The organism is Stappia sp. ABD4_338, assembly GCF_056312175.1.
Map to the genome: position 1 here is coordinate 2,665,601 of NZ_CM149982.1, position 15,185 is coordinate 2,680,785.

Here is a 15,185-nt window from a genome sequence, read left to right on the forward strand (position 1 = left end):
CCCGTCAACGCGCCGCCTCAGGAACGCTCCTGTGGTTCCGCCGGCTCAAGGCTCCAGACCTGCATCCTTCGATAGATGGTGGAGGGACTCACCTGAAGCGCCTGGGCGGCGCGGGGAATATTGCCGCCGCAGTCCCTGACGGCATTCTCGATCGTCTCCCGGATCACCGTCTCCAGCGGGACGATCTCACGCCCGCCCTCGTCTCTCGCGCCGCCCCCGGGCCGCTCCGGCCCGGAATCGAGACCATCGCGCTTCGTCGCAGAAGGTGCCGCCACCCCTGAAACACCTTCCGGCGCAACGGAGGGGCGCGGCAACGGCAGCATCTGCCGTTCGATCACTTCCCCGTCGTTGAGCACGACAGCGCGTCGAATTGTGTTTTGAAGTTCGCGGATATTGCCCGGCCAGTCGTACTCCAGCAATGCCGCCTCGCAGTCACGGCTCAGCTCCCGGAACCGCTTGCCATCCTCGGCGGCAAACGTCTGCAGGAAATGGCGCGCGATCAGAAGCACATCGTCGTCACGCTCGCGCAACGGAGGAAGCTCCACCGGCACCACATGCAAACGATAGTAGAGGTCCTCCCGGAACCGACCGGCCGCCACCTCGGCCTGAGGATCGCGGTTGGTCGCGCAGACGATGCGCACATCCACCGGGCGCACCGTATCCTCGCCAACCCTTTGGACCGCCTTTTCCTGGAGAACCCGCAGCATCTTCGACTGAAGCTCGAGCTCCATCTCGCAGATCTCATCCAGAAACAGCGTCCCCCCGTCGGCGGAAAGCATCGCTCCCTGACGGTCCGACAGCGCCCCCGTAAACGCCCCCCTGGCATGGCCGAAGATCTCGCTTTCCAGCATTCCCTTGGGGATCGCGGCACAGTTGATCGTGATGAGCGGACCCGACGCACGCTTGCTCAGCGCATGGACGGCGGCGGCGCACAGTTCCTTGCCGGTGCCGCTTTCACCGGTGATGAAGACCGTGGCATTCGTCGGGGCGGCATTGGCGAGAATGTGATAGACCGTCCTCATGGACCGGGACCTGCCGATCATGCCGGCAACGCCCTCTCCGTCCGGAAGCGTTTCCGCCTCGGCCGCAAGCTCCTCGATACGGCTTGCAAGGCGCAAGCGCTCCAGCGCATTGCGCAGGGTGACGCGCAGGCGCTCGGCCGTGAAGGGCTTCATGATGAAGTCGTAGGCCCCTTCGCGCATGGCTTCGACGGCCATGTTCACCGAGGCCATGCCCGTCACCAGAACGACCTCGCACGGCGCCGGGCGTCCCTTGATCCTGCGCATGAGGTCAAGCCCGCTGCCGTCGGGAAGGTTCACATCGATCACGATCACGGATGGCGAAAGGCGTTCGACGGCCTCCAGCGCCTCGGCGCAGTTTGCGGCCAGATGCACATCGAGATCCTGAGGATCGAGATAGGCGCGATAGGTCTCCGCGAGGGCATAGGTGTCCTCGACGAGCAAGACCGTCGGTCTTTTCTCCGTCATGCGCGTTCTGTCCACCCCTGTCGCCCCCGGGTGCCTGCAACGGTCAGCTTGCAGCTTGCCCCGGGGTTGTCGGTTCTTGCAGCGGCTTGCCAGCCGCCTGAGCCTTCCTCAGCCTACGCCATCCGGCCCTGTTCCACCACGTGGCAGTTTGACCAAGTCGGATACGCTCCAGCCCCCTGCACGGATCAGGTGGACGCGTGGCGGAACATGCCACAGGGACGGCCTTGCGATACGCATGAGCCAGGGTATGGCCCGCCCGTTCATGGGGCCACGCGCCAGGGATCCACCTCGCGACCCGGCACAAGATCGTCCGGCAAGACGATGCCGGCGGAAAGCAGATGCCGTGTGATCCGCTCCCGCACCAGCAGGATACCCGCCGGAATACAGCTCACGAGCCAGCGTCCGATGTCACCGGGCGTCGGGGTCCGTGGCTGCACCCATCTTTCTGCAACACGCTTCTGCAGCCTGGTTGCGTCGGTGCGCGCGTCGGCTTCCCTTTCCAGACCCACAAGGGCCAGAACCCGCCAGAGTTCACCGGCCAGGCAGTCGGCTCCGATCTTCTGCGCACTTGCGAGCCCCGCCTCATGGTCTCCGCCGAGCACCATGGTTCCCGCATGCAGGCACCAGAGCGCGGGGCCCGTGACAACTCCGGCCTCGCCCATCCGTCGCGCGATCACCGCCACCTCGTCGAACGCGCCATATCCGGCGAGCCCGTGAGCGCAGCTCAGCACCGTCCACGGATCGCACGGGTTGAGATCGAGCGCCCGGCGGTAGGTCTGTTCGGCCAGGTCATGCCGGTTCTGATGCGCAGCGCTCCAGGCGAAGGTGACCAATGCGCGGGAATCGAGCGGATCGAGGCCGATCGCGGTGCCGGCCAGGGCAGTCGCACGTTCAAGCGAGCGCCGGGTGTGGCGCGTTCCGGGAAAAACCAGCGGCCTGCTGTTGAGGACATGAGCAAGACACGCATAGGCCGCGCCAAAACGAGGGTATTCCTGGATCAGGCCCGACAGCATTTCCTCCGCCCGGAGGGAATCCGAAATGCGGCGCGTCTGCATCAGCTGGCGGGCCCGCACAAGCCGGTCATGGGCACGCAACGGCACCTCCTGGGCACCGAGGGAAACCGTTTGTTCCATGGAAATCCGGGCATGGGTCACGAGTGCGAACTCGGACACGACCTCCGCCTGGGCCGCGAGACCGCCGTCGACCGGCAGTTCACGATTGCTGCCCCACACGTAATGTCCGCTGCGATGGCTCTTGACCGTCACGGTATAAAACAGCCGCCCGCCCTCACGCATGGCAGAAACGGCGATGCGGTACACAGGCAGCCCCGACCGGTCGAGCCCCTCCCCCAGTTCCTCCAGCACCGTCCATTCCCGAAATCGCACCAGACGCGCAATGAGATCCTGGCAAAAGACCCGCGTCAGCCAGGCGGCGTCCTGTCCGTTCCGCGCGTCCTGGACAACCGGCGAAACGACAACCGCGACCCTTGGCCCCAGTTCCGGAACAGGCCCTCCGGCAAGGCCCGGAAATTGAACCGGAAATGCTCTGGAACGCTCCTCCATACCTCCATGCGCGGCGCCTACCTCAGCCGGCTCCGCAATATCCTGCCGCTCGGGAAACTTGCCGAGCTTGATCTCAACGATCAGTTCCTGCGTCTCACTCGAGGGCTGGGTGTCGAACTCGTCATCGAGCACGTTCCAAAGATCCTCGTAGGCCCTGAGCGCCGAGGCGTAGTCGCCGCGGGATGCGCGCGCACGAATGAAGGCCCGGCAGGCCGGCTCATGGGTCGGATCCAGGTTGAGGAGTGCGATGGCCGCTTCCTCGATCTGCTCGAAGTCGGCCCGGGGATCCACGAGCAACGGCTCCAGCATTGCCCGCAGTTCGTCATGGAACTGCTGGCGCCGCTCTCGCAGCCAATCAGTGAACGGCTCCGACAGAAGTTCCCCGCCCTCGAAGAGCCGCTCGGACAGACGCCGTTCATGCAGCAATCGCAACGGCAACGGACCGGTACCCGCCAGAAGATCGTCGAGATCGAGCCTTACCCTGGTCAGGTCGATGGAGATCACCTGCTTGTCGCTGGTCAGCCCGTCGAACCCGAGGGGCTCGAGATTGCGGCGCAGGATGAGCAAGGTCTGGCGCAACGACGAGCGGGCGTGGTGCTCCGAGCTGTCTTCCCAGAAAAGATTGGCCGCCGCTTCACGCGAAAGGCGCCCGTCGCTGGCAAGACACAGACGTGCGAGAAGCCCCTCCGCCTTGCGCGAGCGAAACTGGACAGGCATTCCGGCAACAGCGAAAGCCGGCGTTCCCAGGACAGCGACATCAAGCGTCGGTCCGTGCGCCAAACCGTTCTCGCGGCCTGTCCCGCGTCTGGAAGCTGCCCCCGCTTTGCCCTCCAAGCCGGCCCCCCCATCAGGATGCAGTCACGGTTATCCGGCCCACGGGCCAGGCGACGCACAAGCATCCGGTCCCTGCCTCCCGAACCGGTCACTTCTTCTCGCCCTGCTCCTCCCTGCAAGCCGTGCGACAAAATCACGCAAAGATAACGCTAAATGGTGTTGCATCGCGTTCACAAGAGGTTCTTGCAGGGGACGGCAAGACTATTCCTCATGTCGGTTTCCGTCGCAGGGAACCCGACAATGGCTTGATCGGGGGATTCGCCAAGCACCACCAGCAGATTGCCGGCCGGCCGCATCGGGGCCGGGTGAGGAAACACGCGGGCCGTGCATGCGGCCCGTGTTCAGGGGTGCCATCGGTTGAACGTCTTCCGCAGTGCTCGCGAAGACCGCCATCCGATGCACTGCGAGCCGTGCAAGGCTTTCCGGCCTCGGATCGCACGTGACCCAACTGGGCCGGGGATTGCTACCCCGGCCCATTTTTCCGGCACCGGAAGGCGGCGGCACGAGGCAGTTGGTACGGGACCGGAGGGCAACGGGAACCGGAGCCAGAGACGACACGAGGGAAATGCAGGGATCCGGGAAAACCGGAGGGGGATACTTCAGAAGGTAGAATGCGAACGTTTTCAGAGGGGTCGACCACCCGTCCGGGCAACCGGGCGGGTGGTCTTTTTTTCAGCCTTGAAGTCCGTCGGTCAGGCAGCGTGCTTGCTGCCAGCCGCACCCGAGGTGCTGCGGCGGATATCCTCGAAAAACTCCCGAATCTGCTCGGCGATATCGCCAGACTGCTTCTGGAGGTCGCTCGACACGGCAAGAAAATCCGTTGCCGCGCTCTCGGTCTTCTCGATGGATTCCGTCACCCCGGCCACATTGCGCGTGAGCGTCGAGGTGCCTTCGGCCGCGTGCTGGACGCTCTGGGAAATCTCCCGCGTCGCAGCGCCCTGTTCCTCGATGGCGGCGGCGATCGCCGCCGTCAGACTGTCGATCTCTCCCACCGTCGAGGAAATCGAGCCGATCGCGCTCACGGCACGTGTCGTCGCGGCCTGCACCTCGGCAACCTGGCTTGCGATGTCCTCCGTCGCCTTGGACGTCTGGCCCGCGAGCTGCTTGACCTCCTGCGCCACGATCGCAAAGCCGCGCCCAGCCTCTCCGGCGCGGGCCGCCTCGATGGTCGCGTTCAACGCGAGAAGGTTTGTCTGTTCCGCGATGGCCTGAATGAGGCCGATGACGTCACCGATCTTCTGTGCGGAAACCGACAGCATTCCGACCTCGGACGAAGCGGTCTCGGTGATTCCATTCGCCCGGCGTGTCACGTTCGATGCTCCGGAGACCTGCCGGCCGATCTCGAGGATCGAACTCGCCAACTCCTCGGCGGCGGATGCCACACTTTGCACGTTACCGGACGTCTGTTCGGAAGCCGCGGCCGCGGATACCGCTTCACGCGCCGCGGAACTGGCCACGGACGACAGCGCTCCGGCGCCGGAGCCGACTTTCTCGGCGGCAGCGCCAACAGACTGCAGGCTCGTCCCCATCCTGCCCTGGAAGCGTTCGATCGCGTCGCTGAGAGCCTTCGTCCGCGCCTCCTGCTCCTCCATCAGAATCTGCTGGTAGGTCGAGATGGCGAAATCGAGGTCCAGCATGACCGCGCGGTTGAGGGCATGGATCGCACTGGTTGCCCGCGCCGGAGACAGGCGGAACTTCTTCATTACCACGCTCACCAGTTCGTTGAGCACGAACTGGTATCCTGCGATATACCAGCGCGGCTCCAGCCCGATGCGGCTGTGCGCACGCCCGATGCGATCGATGCTCTGTACGTAGTCGTCGTCGAAGGTTGCCGTGAACAGGCGCTTCCAATGCACCTTCTGGGCGTTCTCGAGCGATGACTGGCGGTTCCCAAGAAGCGCCTTCAACGAAGGCTCCGTCACCACATGCTCGTAGAAGCGCTTCAGGACACCGTCCAGACAGGGCTCCACGACAGGCCAGAGCTGGCGCAACATCGTCCGGGTTGAGTCGTCAATCCGCGCAAATTCAATGCGTCTCTGCGTGGTGTCTTTATTGATGCCAGCCATTTCATACCCCTAGGTAAGATCACCATGACCTTCACCCTGGCGCTCTTTAAAATTTGCTAACTTCGCCCCTCACGGCCACCCTCGTTACATAAAAACCGAATCGAGCACCTATTTATGCATGATTGGTTATCTCGAAGACTCCAAACATATCTTAATTACGCCTTTTAAAACACACACTTACGCAAATATCCTTCCACAAAAACAAAAATAGCAATACTTACGCTGCGTCATAAGTATCATTACCTACATATATTTCAGAGGGGTCTCAACGCGCCCTTTCAGCGGGAAAGCGGCGCCTTCCGGTATGATTCGGCCACGCATGAACACTTCGCGGAGTCGCCAGGTACCATCGGCGGAAGTATTCGTACGGGCCAATACCGGGAGGATGGCTGGGGCGGCAGGATTCGAACCTGCGAATGGCGGCACCAAAAGCCGCTGCCTTACCACTTGGCGACGCCCCAAGAGAGCGTCTGTATAGCCATCGTCGGCGAGGCGTGCAAGACCATGGGAAACGGCTGTCGGAAGGGAATGAAACAACTCCGGAGCGATCATCCACAGCCCAGTCGGAAAACAGGTTCCAAGCGGGGTTGCAGTCCCCGAACCTTGGTGATAATAACCCGCCTCACAGACGGTTTGACGGCTCTGCGCCGCCCCGTCGACCAGGAAGTCGGAGTGTAGCGCAGCCTGGTAGCGCACCTCGTTCGGGACGAGGGGGTCGCAGGTTCGAATCCTGCCACTCCGACCATTTTCCCAAAATTTTCAACAACAATGATAAGGCGGTCGGATCGCCCGACTGTTCACTTTACTCGGCATCATCGCATTCAAAGCTCGTGTTGCGCTTGCCCTGATATCGGGAAGCTTTTGCACGCAAGGACGAATGGCAATCTCGCCCGCTCCCAGATAACTCCAACAATAGAAGCTTTGAACCAAAAGCCTCCACGTTGAAATGGTGCGGATCGGGACGCAGATCCTCACACACGAGTTTTCAGGATCGGGCCATCAACCCGGAAAGAGGCGCCCACCGTCTCACCCGGAACAGGTCACCGCGTCGATCAACGGACGGCAGATGTCCGGGTTTCCCGCGCAGCAGTCCTCCATCAGAAACGCGAGAAGATCCCGAAACCCGTCAATGTCCGCGCGGTAGCGCACGATACGCCCTTCCCGCTCGGTCAAGACCAGCCCCGCCTGAGACAGCGCCTTGAGATGGGCCGACGCGGTGTTCTGCACCGCCCCGACCTTCTGGGCGATCTCCCCCGCCGGCACCCCGGCCTGGCCGGCCTGCACCAGCAGACGAAAGATATCCAGTCGCGTTTCCTGGCCGAGCGCCGCAAGGGCGGAGAGAGCGGAAGCCTTGTCCATGTATCTACCTTTCCAGATACATGGAGACCTGTCCATCGGTGTTTGCCAAGCCCTTTTTGATGCCCCGTTCAGGGAACGGCGGCAATCATCAAGAAGCAGCCGAAGATGACCAGGTGCACCGCCCCCTGGACGATCGTGGTGCGGCCCGTCGCCAGCGTCAGGGTTCCCACGAAGAGCGTCAGGGCAAGAAGCACCGAGTGTTCCGTGTGAAGACCAAGGGTCAGGTCCTTGCCCATCGCCATGGACACTGCCGCGATGGTGGGAATGGAGAGACCGATGCTGGCGAGCGCCGAGCCGGTCGAGACGTTCAGGCTCGTCTGAAGGCGGTTTTGCGCCGCCGCCTTCAGTGCCGTCAGTCCCTCGGGCAGGAGCACGACCGCAGCAATGATGACACCGACGAAGGCATCCGCCAGCCCGGCCGCCGCCACACCGCGCTCCACCGTGGGGGCAAGTGCCTCGGCGAGCAGGATCACGGCGATGAGCGACAAAGCCAGAAACAGCAGTGAAAAGGCGGTTTCGCGGCCGGTCGGGATCGGATGGTCCTCCCCGAGCGCCGCGACATCCACGTAGTCGCTCTTGTGGCGCACGGTCTGCGCAAAGATGAAGACCGCATAGAGCGCCAGCGAAACGATGGAAACGAACACGAGCTGCGCGGGCGAATAGAAAGGCCCTTCGACGGCGACGGTAAAGTTCGGAAGAATAAGCGTCAGGATGGCAAGCGCGCCCAGCACACTGAACGCGGCAACCGCGCCCTGGCTGTGAAAGAGCTGCTCGCGGTGCCGTATGCCGCCAATCAGAAGGCTCAGGCCGACGACACCGTTGAGAACCACCATCAGCGTCGCGAAGACCGTGTCACGGGCGATTGTCGTGTCACCATGGGAGGGATTGAGCAGCATGGACACCACCAGCGCCACCTCGATCACCGTAACGGCCGCCGCCAGCAGGATCGAGCCGAACGGCTGGCCGATCCGCAACGAAACCACCTCGGCGAAGTGAACGGCGGAAAAGACGGTGAAGACCAGCACGGGTGCTGCAAGGAAGAAGAAGAGCAGCGAGCCGCCATCGAGCACATGGGATACTTCAAGGCCTACGAGGACACCCGCGGCCAGAATGGGAAGGATCTGCCGCCAGGGGGCGGCATGGGAACCGCCCTGCCCGCTCCCGTCATCCGGCACAGCCTTGTCGTGCTTCGTCATTTGCCCCACCCCGTCAATTGAACCTGGGCAATCGGTAACCGGACGACATGTCGAAACCGTAAAGACCTTGCATTTCCCTGCCTCATCGTCGCAGGGCCACCGCTCAGGCGGGTCCGCGCACCTCCTCCGGTGGCGCCGACCGGGCCGGGGCCGGACGACATGCGCCGGCAACCAGCAGGGCGACGACCACGAGCGCCAACGGGTAGGCCGGTGCCAGTCCGTGAGCGACGACGAGATAGACGGCGAGCGCTCCCGCGAGCACCGCCAGCAGGACCTCGGCCGCATTGCGGGCAATGCGAAGGAAGGACAGCGCTGCAATCCCGTAGAGGATGAGGAAGTTCTGTCCCGCCAGGGCGAGCATCCAGTCGAGGTGGAACAGACCGGCTCCGCTGGCACACAAGACACTTGCAAGGGCGAGCGACGTCATTCCAACGGCAAGCCAGGGGCTCCCCCCGCGCGTCGTGCGGACAAACGCCGGCAGAATGCCCTCGCGGCTCAGGGAATAGAGCATTCGCGACACGGCCCAGATCGCGCCGGCAAGGTTCGCCAGGATGATGGCACCCGCCAGCCAGGCAACCGCCATGCCGCCCGAGGCGCCCAGGCTCACGCGCGCAATATCGACGAACGCGGTCTCGAAGCCCGCATCGAGGCCGAGGCGCTGGGTCGCGAAGGCGATCACGAGATAGATCGAGACGGTGAGCGCGAACGAGGCCAGCATCGCAATCGGAAAGTCCCGGCGCGGGTTGCTGAACTCCTCCGCCGTGTTTGCCGCCATTTCCCAGCCCGTGAAGGCGAAGAACAGCATCATGAAAGGCAAGACCACCCGTGCCGGTTCCAGTGTCTCGGGCAGCAGAGAAGACACGCGCGCCGCCTCGTCGCCCGAATTGGCCAGAAGCGCGCCGGCCAGCGCCAGCAGGACGATCGCCACCGTGATGACCACAGCCATGAGGGCGTTGACGCGCGACACCAGTGCGCTCGGCGCCATGTGCATTGCCGTGGCAAGCGCGAGCAGGAGAAGACCGCTTGCAAAGGGAGGCAGGCCGGTAACCCCGGAAAGATAGTGACCGCCGGTGAGCGCAATGGACGGCAGGCCGAACAGCACCGCGCCCAGAAGCAGGAACGAGGCAACGGTGTACCCGCGTCGGCCAAAGCCGATCATCGCGTAATGGGCGATACCGCCGGCGTCCGGATAGCGCCGCCCCATCACGATGAAGACACCCAGGAGCGGAAGCGAGGCCAGCGCGCAAAGGATCCACGCGAGAAAGGCGTGATCCCCCACCTGCTTCACCGCGAGGCCAGGGAGCGCCAGTATGCCGGCCCCGATCACGATGTTGAGCATGAGCGCGATCCCGCGCGCAATCGTCAAAGGCTTTCGCAAGCCCGACATAGACTTCTCCCGCCTTCCCGGACGTCTGCCGCATGCCCCTGCCTTTGCTCCTGCGAAAGCCCCGGCCGGCATGGCACCGATACCGCCTTGGATAGCTGGGCAAAGCGCGAGAGAGTACCTTGCGATTTGACAAAAGATTTGCGAAATGCGAGAAATTTCTCGCATCAGTTGCAAATATATATCAACTCTCGCACATGCGCGGGAAAGGTGGACCGATGGATATCGCCTTGTCGCCGATGGACCGCAAGCTGATCCGCCTGCTGGAGGAAGACTCCCGCCGTTCCTACACCGAACTGGCTGCAATCCTTGGCGTCTCGCGCATGACCGTGAAGAACCGTGTCGACCGGCTGGTGGATCGCGGCGTGATCGAGACCTTCACGATCAAGCTCGCCGATACGGGCCCCAGCGGCCCGACCCAGCCCGCGGCGACCGCCTTCTTCCACCTCAAGCTGAAACGCCCGTTCTGCAAGACCGTCTATGAGACGATCGAGGCGTGGCCGGAGGTGCTTGGAGCATGGTCCATCGCGGGAGAGACGGACATGACGCTGCTTGTGAGTTGCGCCTCGGACGGAACGCTGGAGGAGTTGCGCGACCGCCTCGCCCGGCATCCGGAAGTGCAGGCGCTGTCCACGGCAATGGTTTTGCGCCAGTGGCGTCACAGGACGGACGGCGCCCCCGGCACGGCACAACGCATCCCCGCACCGGATGTCCTGGAAAAAGCGGAGCCGCGGCTGCAGGAGGAGATGTCGTGAACACCAAGACGCGCGCAAATACGTTTGTGCTGATCTCGACCGAAATCAACCGATGCATCTTCGAGGGCAACGTGGACGAGGCCCTGAGCCTGATCGGCGACTACATGCAGGAAAACGGCATGACAGCATCCCTCGAGATCGTTGCCTCGATCCCGACCAGGGCCATTCCGCGCCGACCGCCACGGTCCGTCCAGTAAGGTCGGGAGCCTAAAGCAGGGCCCGCGCCGCCGGCGCCGCTGTCTGGCGGTCCAGGTCCGTCAGCGTGACGATCCTGTTTCCCCGCAGGTCATTGGCACAGACCAGGAACCCCTGCTCTTCCATGTGGGTCAGAAGCCAACGTGCCCGGCCGGGCGAGCGGGTACCATAGGCCGTGGCGATCTCCTGATCCGAAGGACACGGCTCCCCCTGCAAGGCCGCACGGGCGATCAGCAGATAGACGCCGCGCATCTCCTCCGGCAGACTCGCGGCCACGGCTTCGGCGGTCGCCCAGATCTCGGGATCGACATCCGTGTCGGAGACTCCGGCCCGCGCCAGTGCGACGCGCTGGCGAAAGCTTGCAAGGTCCAGCGGCCGGCCCGACAGCCTTGCGATGCGGCAGCGCACCTGAAAATCCTGATAAAGCGCGGCGACCGGCTGGAAGGCGGCTTCCGGATCCTCGAGCAACTCGCCGATGATGGCATCGATCGCCTTCTCGCGGGCCTCGTCGTTCTCGATAGGCGCAAACTCGAGTGCGTCGCGTGCCGAAGCCTGACGGGTCAGCCGTTCAAGCACCTCCGACGCCGGAACGCTCTCCTGCACGGGCGGACGCTCCGCCTCGGTCCGTTCGCCCTGCGAAGCCGGCTGGAATAGCAGGTCCTGAAGATCCTCCGGGCGCGATTGCGGAAGTGGCGTCAGCTTCGGCCCACCACCCCGCCCGACCGTTTCGACCGACCCGATACGCACCTGCAGCGGCCGGCGTGAGACGGCCGGGCCGAGAGCCACGAAGTGTCCGCGATCAAGGTTGCGAAAGGACTCGGCCTGACGCTTCTCCATGCCGAGCAGGTCGGCGGCACGGGCCATGTCGATATCGAGAAACGTGCGCCCCATCAGGAAATTGGACGCCTCGGCCGCCACGTTCTTGGCCAGCTTGGCCAGACGCTGTGTCGCGATGACGCCCGCGAGCCCACGCTTGCGGCCACGGCACATCAGATTGGTCATGGCCCCGAGGGAGACCCGGCGCGCATCCTCGCCCGTGTCTCCCGAGGCGGCCGGCGCGAAGAGCTGCGCCTCGTCCACCACCACCAGAACCGGATACCAGTGGTCACGGTCGGCCTCGAAGAGCGCATTGAGAAAGACCGCCGCCGCCTTCATCTGCCGGTCAGGCTCCAGCCCTTCCAGGTTGAGCACAACGGAGACACGATGCGCACGCACACGCGCGGCAATGACCGCGAGATCCCGTTCGCTCGCCGCCGCATCGACCACCACATGGCCGAACCGGTCCGACAGCGTGACGAAATCCCCTTCCGGATCGACGATGACCTGCTGCACCCAGGCCGCGCTTTGTTCGAGCAGACGGCGCAGAAGATGCGACTTGCCGGACCCCGAGTTCCCCTGCACCAGCAGACGAGTCGCCAGAAGTTCTTCCAGATCGAAGCCGCAGGGCCCGGACACGCCGCCCCCCATCACTTCGCCCATGTCGATACTGACTGTCATCCGTGAACTGTCATCCGCTTGATACGCCTTGCCGCCGCCCGGAGGGCCAATCCGGTCGCGCGCCTGCAACGGCGCCGGGCCACCATGTGCCCATGAGTGCCACACCCCCACCTCGGAATAAACCGCAGGCGCCCGCGACACGTCGCGCACGGTTCGCCGGCCCCCTGGCCGGACAGGACTTGTGACAAGGCGCCAAGTATCGTCGATTCGCCGGCGAACGAAAACTCCTGCAAGCTGCCCCAACGGCATTAGCTACGTGTTTACCGCAGGCCCTGTAAGTCACGAAAAACCCGACATCCACAAGGTGTTATTCATGACCGCTCCCTCTCAGCCCACAGATCGACAGACCGGCCTCGACCTTGCCAAGGCAATAGCGGGTTTCCTGGGCATCGATGCGCACGAGACGGGCGACGTCCGGGCCTCGTGGGAAAAACTCGAGCCCGCAATGCCCGGCATTCTCGATTCCTTCTACGAGGCAATCGCGAAGACGCCGGAGCTTGCCGGAATGCTCGGCTCGTCCGAGAAGGGCGTCGCCAACCTGAAGAAGGCGCAGACCTCTCACTGGGGCCATATCTTCACGCACCCGCTCGGCCCCTCCATCGTCGAGCGCTCGGAACGGATTGGCGCGGCCCATGTGCGCACGGGCCTTGAGCCCAAGTGGTATCTCGCCGCCTATGGACGCCTTCTGGTGGACGGAATTCCGGCTCTCGCACGTGCCTATCCGCTTCAGCCGGGGCGCCTTGCCCAGGCCGTCCAGATGCTGGTCGGCCGGATCTTCATCGACATGATCCTGTCGTATGACGCCTATGAGAAGGGCGTTCTCGCACAGCGCGCGGAGGAGCATCGCGCCGACACCGAGCTGGTCTCCCTGCGCAATCTCGCCGGAACGATCACGGACGTGAACGATCTGGCCATCGGCATGGCGTCCTTCTCGCGCAATACGAAACGCGCCCGTGAAAGCGGCCAGGCCATCTCCGCGGCAGCGACCGAACTGGTCACCTCGGTCGAGCAGATCGCCTCCAACAGCGACGGCGCGGCCGCGAAGGCGGATGCGACGAACTCCGCCGTTCTTGAAGGCCTGAGCGCAATGCAGGAGGTCTCCGGATGCATGAGCGACATCTCGGCCACCTCCCGGGAAAGCGCGGCCAATCTCGCCGAACTCCAGCGTGCCTCCGAGCAGATCGAAGACTTCCTGTCCGTGATCGAGAACATCGCCAGCCAGACCAACCTGCTCGCGCTCAATGCCACCATCGAGGCGGCGCGCGCGGGTGATGCCGGCAAGGGCTTCGCGGTTGTCGCGCAGGAGGTCAAGAGCCTGGCCACCCAGGCGGCGAGGGCCACGGAGGACATAACCGACCGCATCGCGACCCTTCGCAGCGGCATGACCACGACGCAGCAGGCCATCGCCAGTTCGAACGACGCCATCGAGCGCGGGCAGAAGACGATCTCGGACGCCCATGAGCGCATGAACGAGATCACGTCCCAGATCGGCGACGTTTCCGAGCGGATGAAGGAAATCTCGCAAATCCTTCAGCAGCAGAAGGATTCCAGCCAGGAGATCGCCGAGAGCATCAACGGCGTGGCGGATCTGGCGGCGGAAAACGATCGCGAACTGGTGTCCATGAGCGAGACGCTGCAGGCGAGCAACGACCGTTTCGCCGCGTCCGCGGGCAACTGGTTCGACGCGTCCTCCAGCCGATCCATGTGTGAGATGGCCAAAATCGACCACGTCCTGTTCAAGAAACGCGTGGTGGACACCATCATCGGGCACGACAACTGGTCCACCGGCGAGGTTCCCGACCATCACATGTGCCGCTTCGGGCGCTGGTACGAAAGCATCGACAACGAGGCCGTGCGACGACACCCCGCCTACACCGCGATCAATGCCCCACACAAGCTGGTTCATGCGGCCGCCAAGGCGGCGCTCGAAGCCCATGCCAAGGGCGACAACGAGGCGACATCACGGCACTTGCACGAGCTTGATCGCGCCAGCCGGACAGTGATCCAGGCGCTTGACGAACTGTCGGCCGTTTTCGAGGCGGAGCTTGCAAGGGAAACACCTCCCCCGGTCCTCGCGCGCAAGGCGTCGGCCTGAGCGACAGGCCACGCGGGGCGCAACCGCCGCGAGCGTCTTCCCGCTTGCGCTTCGTCCTCATATTCGAAATCATGCATTCGTCAGAAAGAGGCCGCAAACTCCAGGCGGCCCGTTCGGGAGGATGACATGATGACACGGTTTCCTTCGCGCCTTTCCCGCCGCCTGTGCCTGGCGGCGATGCTCGGTTGCGCCCTGCAGGCAGCCCCCGCCCTTGCCGAGGACGACCTCCAGATCAGTCCCGGCGTAACGTCTATGACCGTCGAAACCGAGGACGGGCCGGTCGAAATCACCCGGTCGCGCAACGAGACACAGCTCATCGGCGGCGTTCTGCAGCCGCTGGTGCCGGTCCCGGGTGTCCGGCCCGCCGGCGAGCTTGAAGTGCTGGCGGCCCTGCAGGATCCGAATGCGCGGGTCGTGGACATGCGCACGACGGAGTGGCGCGTGAAGGCAACGATCCCGGGCTCGATCCACATTCCCTACACCGAGGTCTCCATGCGCCTCGACGAACTGGGCTGCACCGGCGAACAGGGAAAGTGGGATTGCGCTTCTGCACTGGAGGTCTTCGCCTTCTGCAACGGCCCCGCCTGTCCGCAAAGCCCCACCGCGATCAAGGCCATGGTGCGCGAGGGCTATCCGGCCGAGAAGATCCACTACTATCGCGGCGGCATGCAGGACTGGATGGTGCTTGGCCTGACGACGGCCGAAGGCATGTTCTAGGGTGTGGCCCCATAGACGAGACGGATGAATCAAAGACG

The 15,185-nt window shown here is 64.0% G+C and carries 11 protein-coding genes and 2 tRNA genes; 5 read left to right on the forward strand and 8 right to left on the reverse strand.

What is annotated here, in order from left to right:
• Nucleotides 1-17: 17 nt before the first annotated feature.
• The 4 genes from ACYX4S_RS12065 to ACYX4S_RS12080 form a co-directional block, all read right to left on the reverse strand.
• On the reverse strand, nucleotides 18-1,487 hold the full coding sequence (locus tag ACYX4S_RS12065; RefSeq protein ID WP_476360347.1) for a sigma-54-dependent transcriptional regulator: 1,470 nt from the start codon (nucleotides 1,485-1,487) through the stop codon (nucleotides 18-20).
• Between the two features lie 260 nt (nucleotides 1,488-1,747).
• Complete coding sequence (locus ACYX4S_RS12070; RefSeq protein ID WP_476360348.1) at nucleotides 1,748-3,829, reverse strand: BTAD domain-containing putative transcriptional regulator; 2,082 nt, start codon at nucleotides 3,827-3,829, stop codon at nucleotides 1,748-1,750.
• A 746-nt stretch (nucleotides 3,830-4,575) separates the two neighbouring features.
• Nucleotides 4,576-5,949 carry a protoglobin domain-containing protein gene (locus tag ACYX4S_RS12075; protein WP_476360349.1) on the reverse strand — a complete coding sequence of 458 codons (1,374 nt, stop codon included), beginning with the start codon at nucleotides 5,947-5,949 and terminating at the stop codon, nucleotides 4,576-4,578.
• A 386-nt stretch (nucleotides 5,950-6,335) separates the two neighbouring features.
• Nucleotides 6,336-6,410, reverse strand: a tRNA-Gln gene (locus tag ACYX4S_RS12080).
• Nucleotides 6,411-6,617: 207 nt separating this feature from the next.
• On the opposite strand from ACYX4S_RS12080, the gene ACYX4S_RS12085 reads away from it, so the two are divergent.
• A tRNA-Pro gene (locus ACYX4S_RS12085) sits at nucleotides 6,618-6,694 on the forward strand.
• Nucleotides 6,695-6,975: 281 nt separating this feature from the next.
• Here ACYX4S_RS12085 and ACYX4S_RS12090 read toward each other — a convergent pair.
• The 3 genes from ACYX4S_RS12090 to ACYX4S_RS12100 all read right to left on the reverse strand — a co-directional run bounded on the left by ACYX4S_RS12090 (nucleotide 6,976) and on the right by ACYX4S_RS12100 (nucleotide 9,891).
• Nucleotides 6,976-7,308, reverse strand: coding sequence for an ArsR/SmtB family transcription factor (locus ACYX4S_RS12090; RefSeq protein WP_293722509.1), 333 nt, complete (start codon nucleotides 7,306-7,308; stop codon nucleotides 6,976-6,978).
• A gap of 68 nt (nucleotides 7,309-7,376) precedes the next feature.
• Nucleotides 7,377-8,504: a calcium:cation antiporter gene (locus ACYX4S_RS12095; protein WP_476360350.1), complete on the reverse strand. Its 1,128-nt coding sequence runs from the start codon at nucleotides 8,502-8,504 to the stop codon at nucleotides 7,377-7,379.
• Between the two features lie 103 nt (nucleotides 8,505-8,607).
• Nucleotides 8,608-9,891 carry an APC family permease gene (locus ACYX4S_RS12100; RefSeq protein ID WP_476360351.1) on the reverse strand — a complete coding sequence of 428 codons (1,284 nt, stop codon included), beginning with the start codon at nucleotides 9,889-9,891 and terminating at the stop codon, nucleotides 8,608-8,610.
• A 215-nt stretch (nucleotides 9,892-10,106) separates the two neighbouring features.
• On the opposite strand from ACYX4S_RS12100, the gene ACYX4S_RS12105 reads away from it, so the two are divergent.
• Together ACYX4S_RS12105 and ACYX4S_RS12110 are read left to right on the forward strand one after the other, a co-directional pair.
• The gene (locus ACYX4S_RS12105) at nucleotides 10,107-10,643 is read left to right on the forward strand and encodes an Lrp/AsnC family transcriptional regulator (protein WP_422068247.1); all 537 of its coding nucleotides are present in this window, start codon (nucleotides 10,107-10,109) and stop codon (nucleotides 10,641-10,643) included.
• Complete coding sequence (locus ACYX4S_RS12110) at nucleotides 10,640-10,840, forward strand: hypothetical protein (RefSeq protein WP_476360352.1); 201 nt, start codon at nucleotides 10,640-10,642, stop codon at nucleotides 10,838-10,840. The genes ACYX4S_RS12105 and ACYX4S_RS12110 overlap by 4 nt, the downstream gene beginning before the upstream one ends.
• Nucleotides 10,841-10,850: 10 nt before the next feature.
• Here the strand turns inward: ACYX4S_RS12110 and ACYX4S_RS12115 are convergent, their stop codons facing one another.
• A complete protein-coding gene (locus ACYX4S_RS12115) occupies nucleotides 10,851-12,335 on the reverse strand; it encodes a helicase HerA domain-containing protein (protein ID WP_422068246.1) in 1,485 nt (494 codons plus the stop codon).
• 313 nt (nucleotides 12,336-12,648) lie between these two features.
• On the opposite strand from ACYX4S_RS12115, the gene ACYX4S_RS12120 reads away from it, so the two are divergent.
• Both ACYX4S_RS12120 and ACYX4S_RS12125 read left to right on the forward strand, forming a co-directional pair.
• Nucleotides 12,649-14,430 (forward strand): methyl-accepting chemotaxis protein, encoded by a 1,782-nt coding sequence (locus ACYX4S_RS12120; protein ID WP_476360353.1) that lies wholly within the window; start codon nucleotides 12,649-12,651, stop codon nucleotides 14,428-14,430.
• A 126-nt stretch (nucleotides 14,431-14,556) separates the two neighbouring features.
• Complete coding sequence (locus ACYX4S_RS12125; protein WP_476360354.1) at nucleotides 14,557-15,147, forward strand: rhodanese-like domain-containing protein; 591 nt, start codon at nucleotides 14,557-14,559, stop codon at nucleotides 15,145-15,147.
• Nucleotides 15,148-15,185: the final 38 nt, after the last annotated feature.

Coding starts and splice junctions, on each gene's coding strand:
- ACYX4S_RS12115 (WP_422068246.1), bottom strand. CDS start 12,335: ATGACAGTCAGTATCGACATGGGCGAAGTGATGGGGGGCGGCGTGTCC.
- ACYX4S_RS12075 (WP_476360349.1), bottom strand. CDS start 5,949: ATGGCTGGCATCAATAAAGACACCACGCAGAGACGCATTGAATTTGCG.
- ACYX4S_RS12105 (WP_422068247.1), top strand. CDS start 10,107: ATGGATATCGCCTTGTCGCCGATGGACCGCAAGCTGATCCGCCTGCTG.
- ACYX4S_RS12095 (WP_476360350.1), bottom strand. CDS start 8,504: ATGACGAAGCACGACAAGGCTGTGCCGGATGACGGGAGCGGGCAGGGC.
- ACYX4S_RS12090 (WP_293722509.1), bottom strand. CDS start 7,308: ATGGACAAGGCTTCCGCTCTCTCCGCCCTTGCGGCGCTCGGCCAGGAA.
- ACYX4S_RS12120 (WP_476360353.1), top strand. CDS start 12,649: ATGACCGCTCCCTCTCAGCCCACAGATCGACAGACCGGCCTCGACCTT.
- ACYX4S_RS12125 (WP_476360354.1), top strand. CDS start 14,557: ATGATGACACGGTTTCCTTCGCGCCTTTCCCGCCGCCTGTGCCTGGCG.
- ACYX4S_RS12100 (WP_476360351.1), bottom strand. CDS start 9,891: ATGTCGGGCTTGCGAAAGCCTTTGACGATTGCGCGCGGGATCGCGCTC.
- ACYX4S_RS12065 (WP_476360347.1), bottom strand. CDS start 1,487: ATGACGGAGAAAAGACCGACGGTCTTGCTCGTCGAGGACACCTATGCC.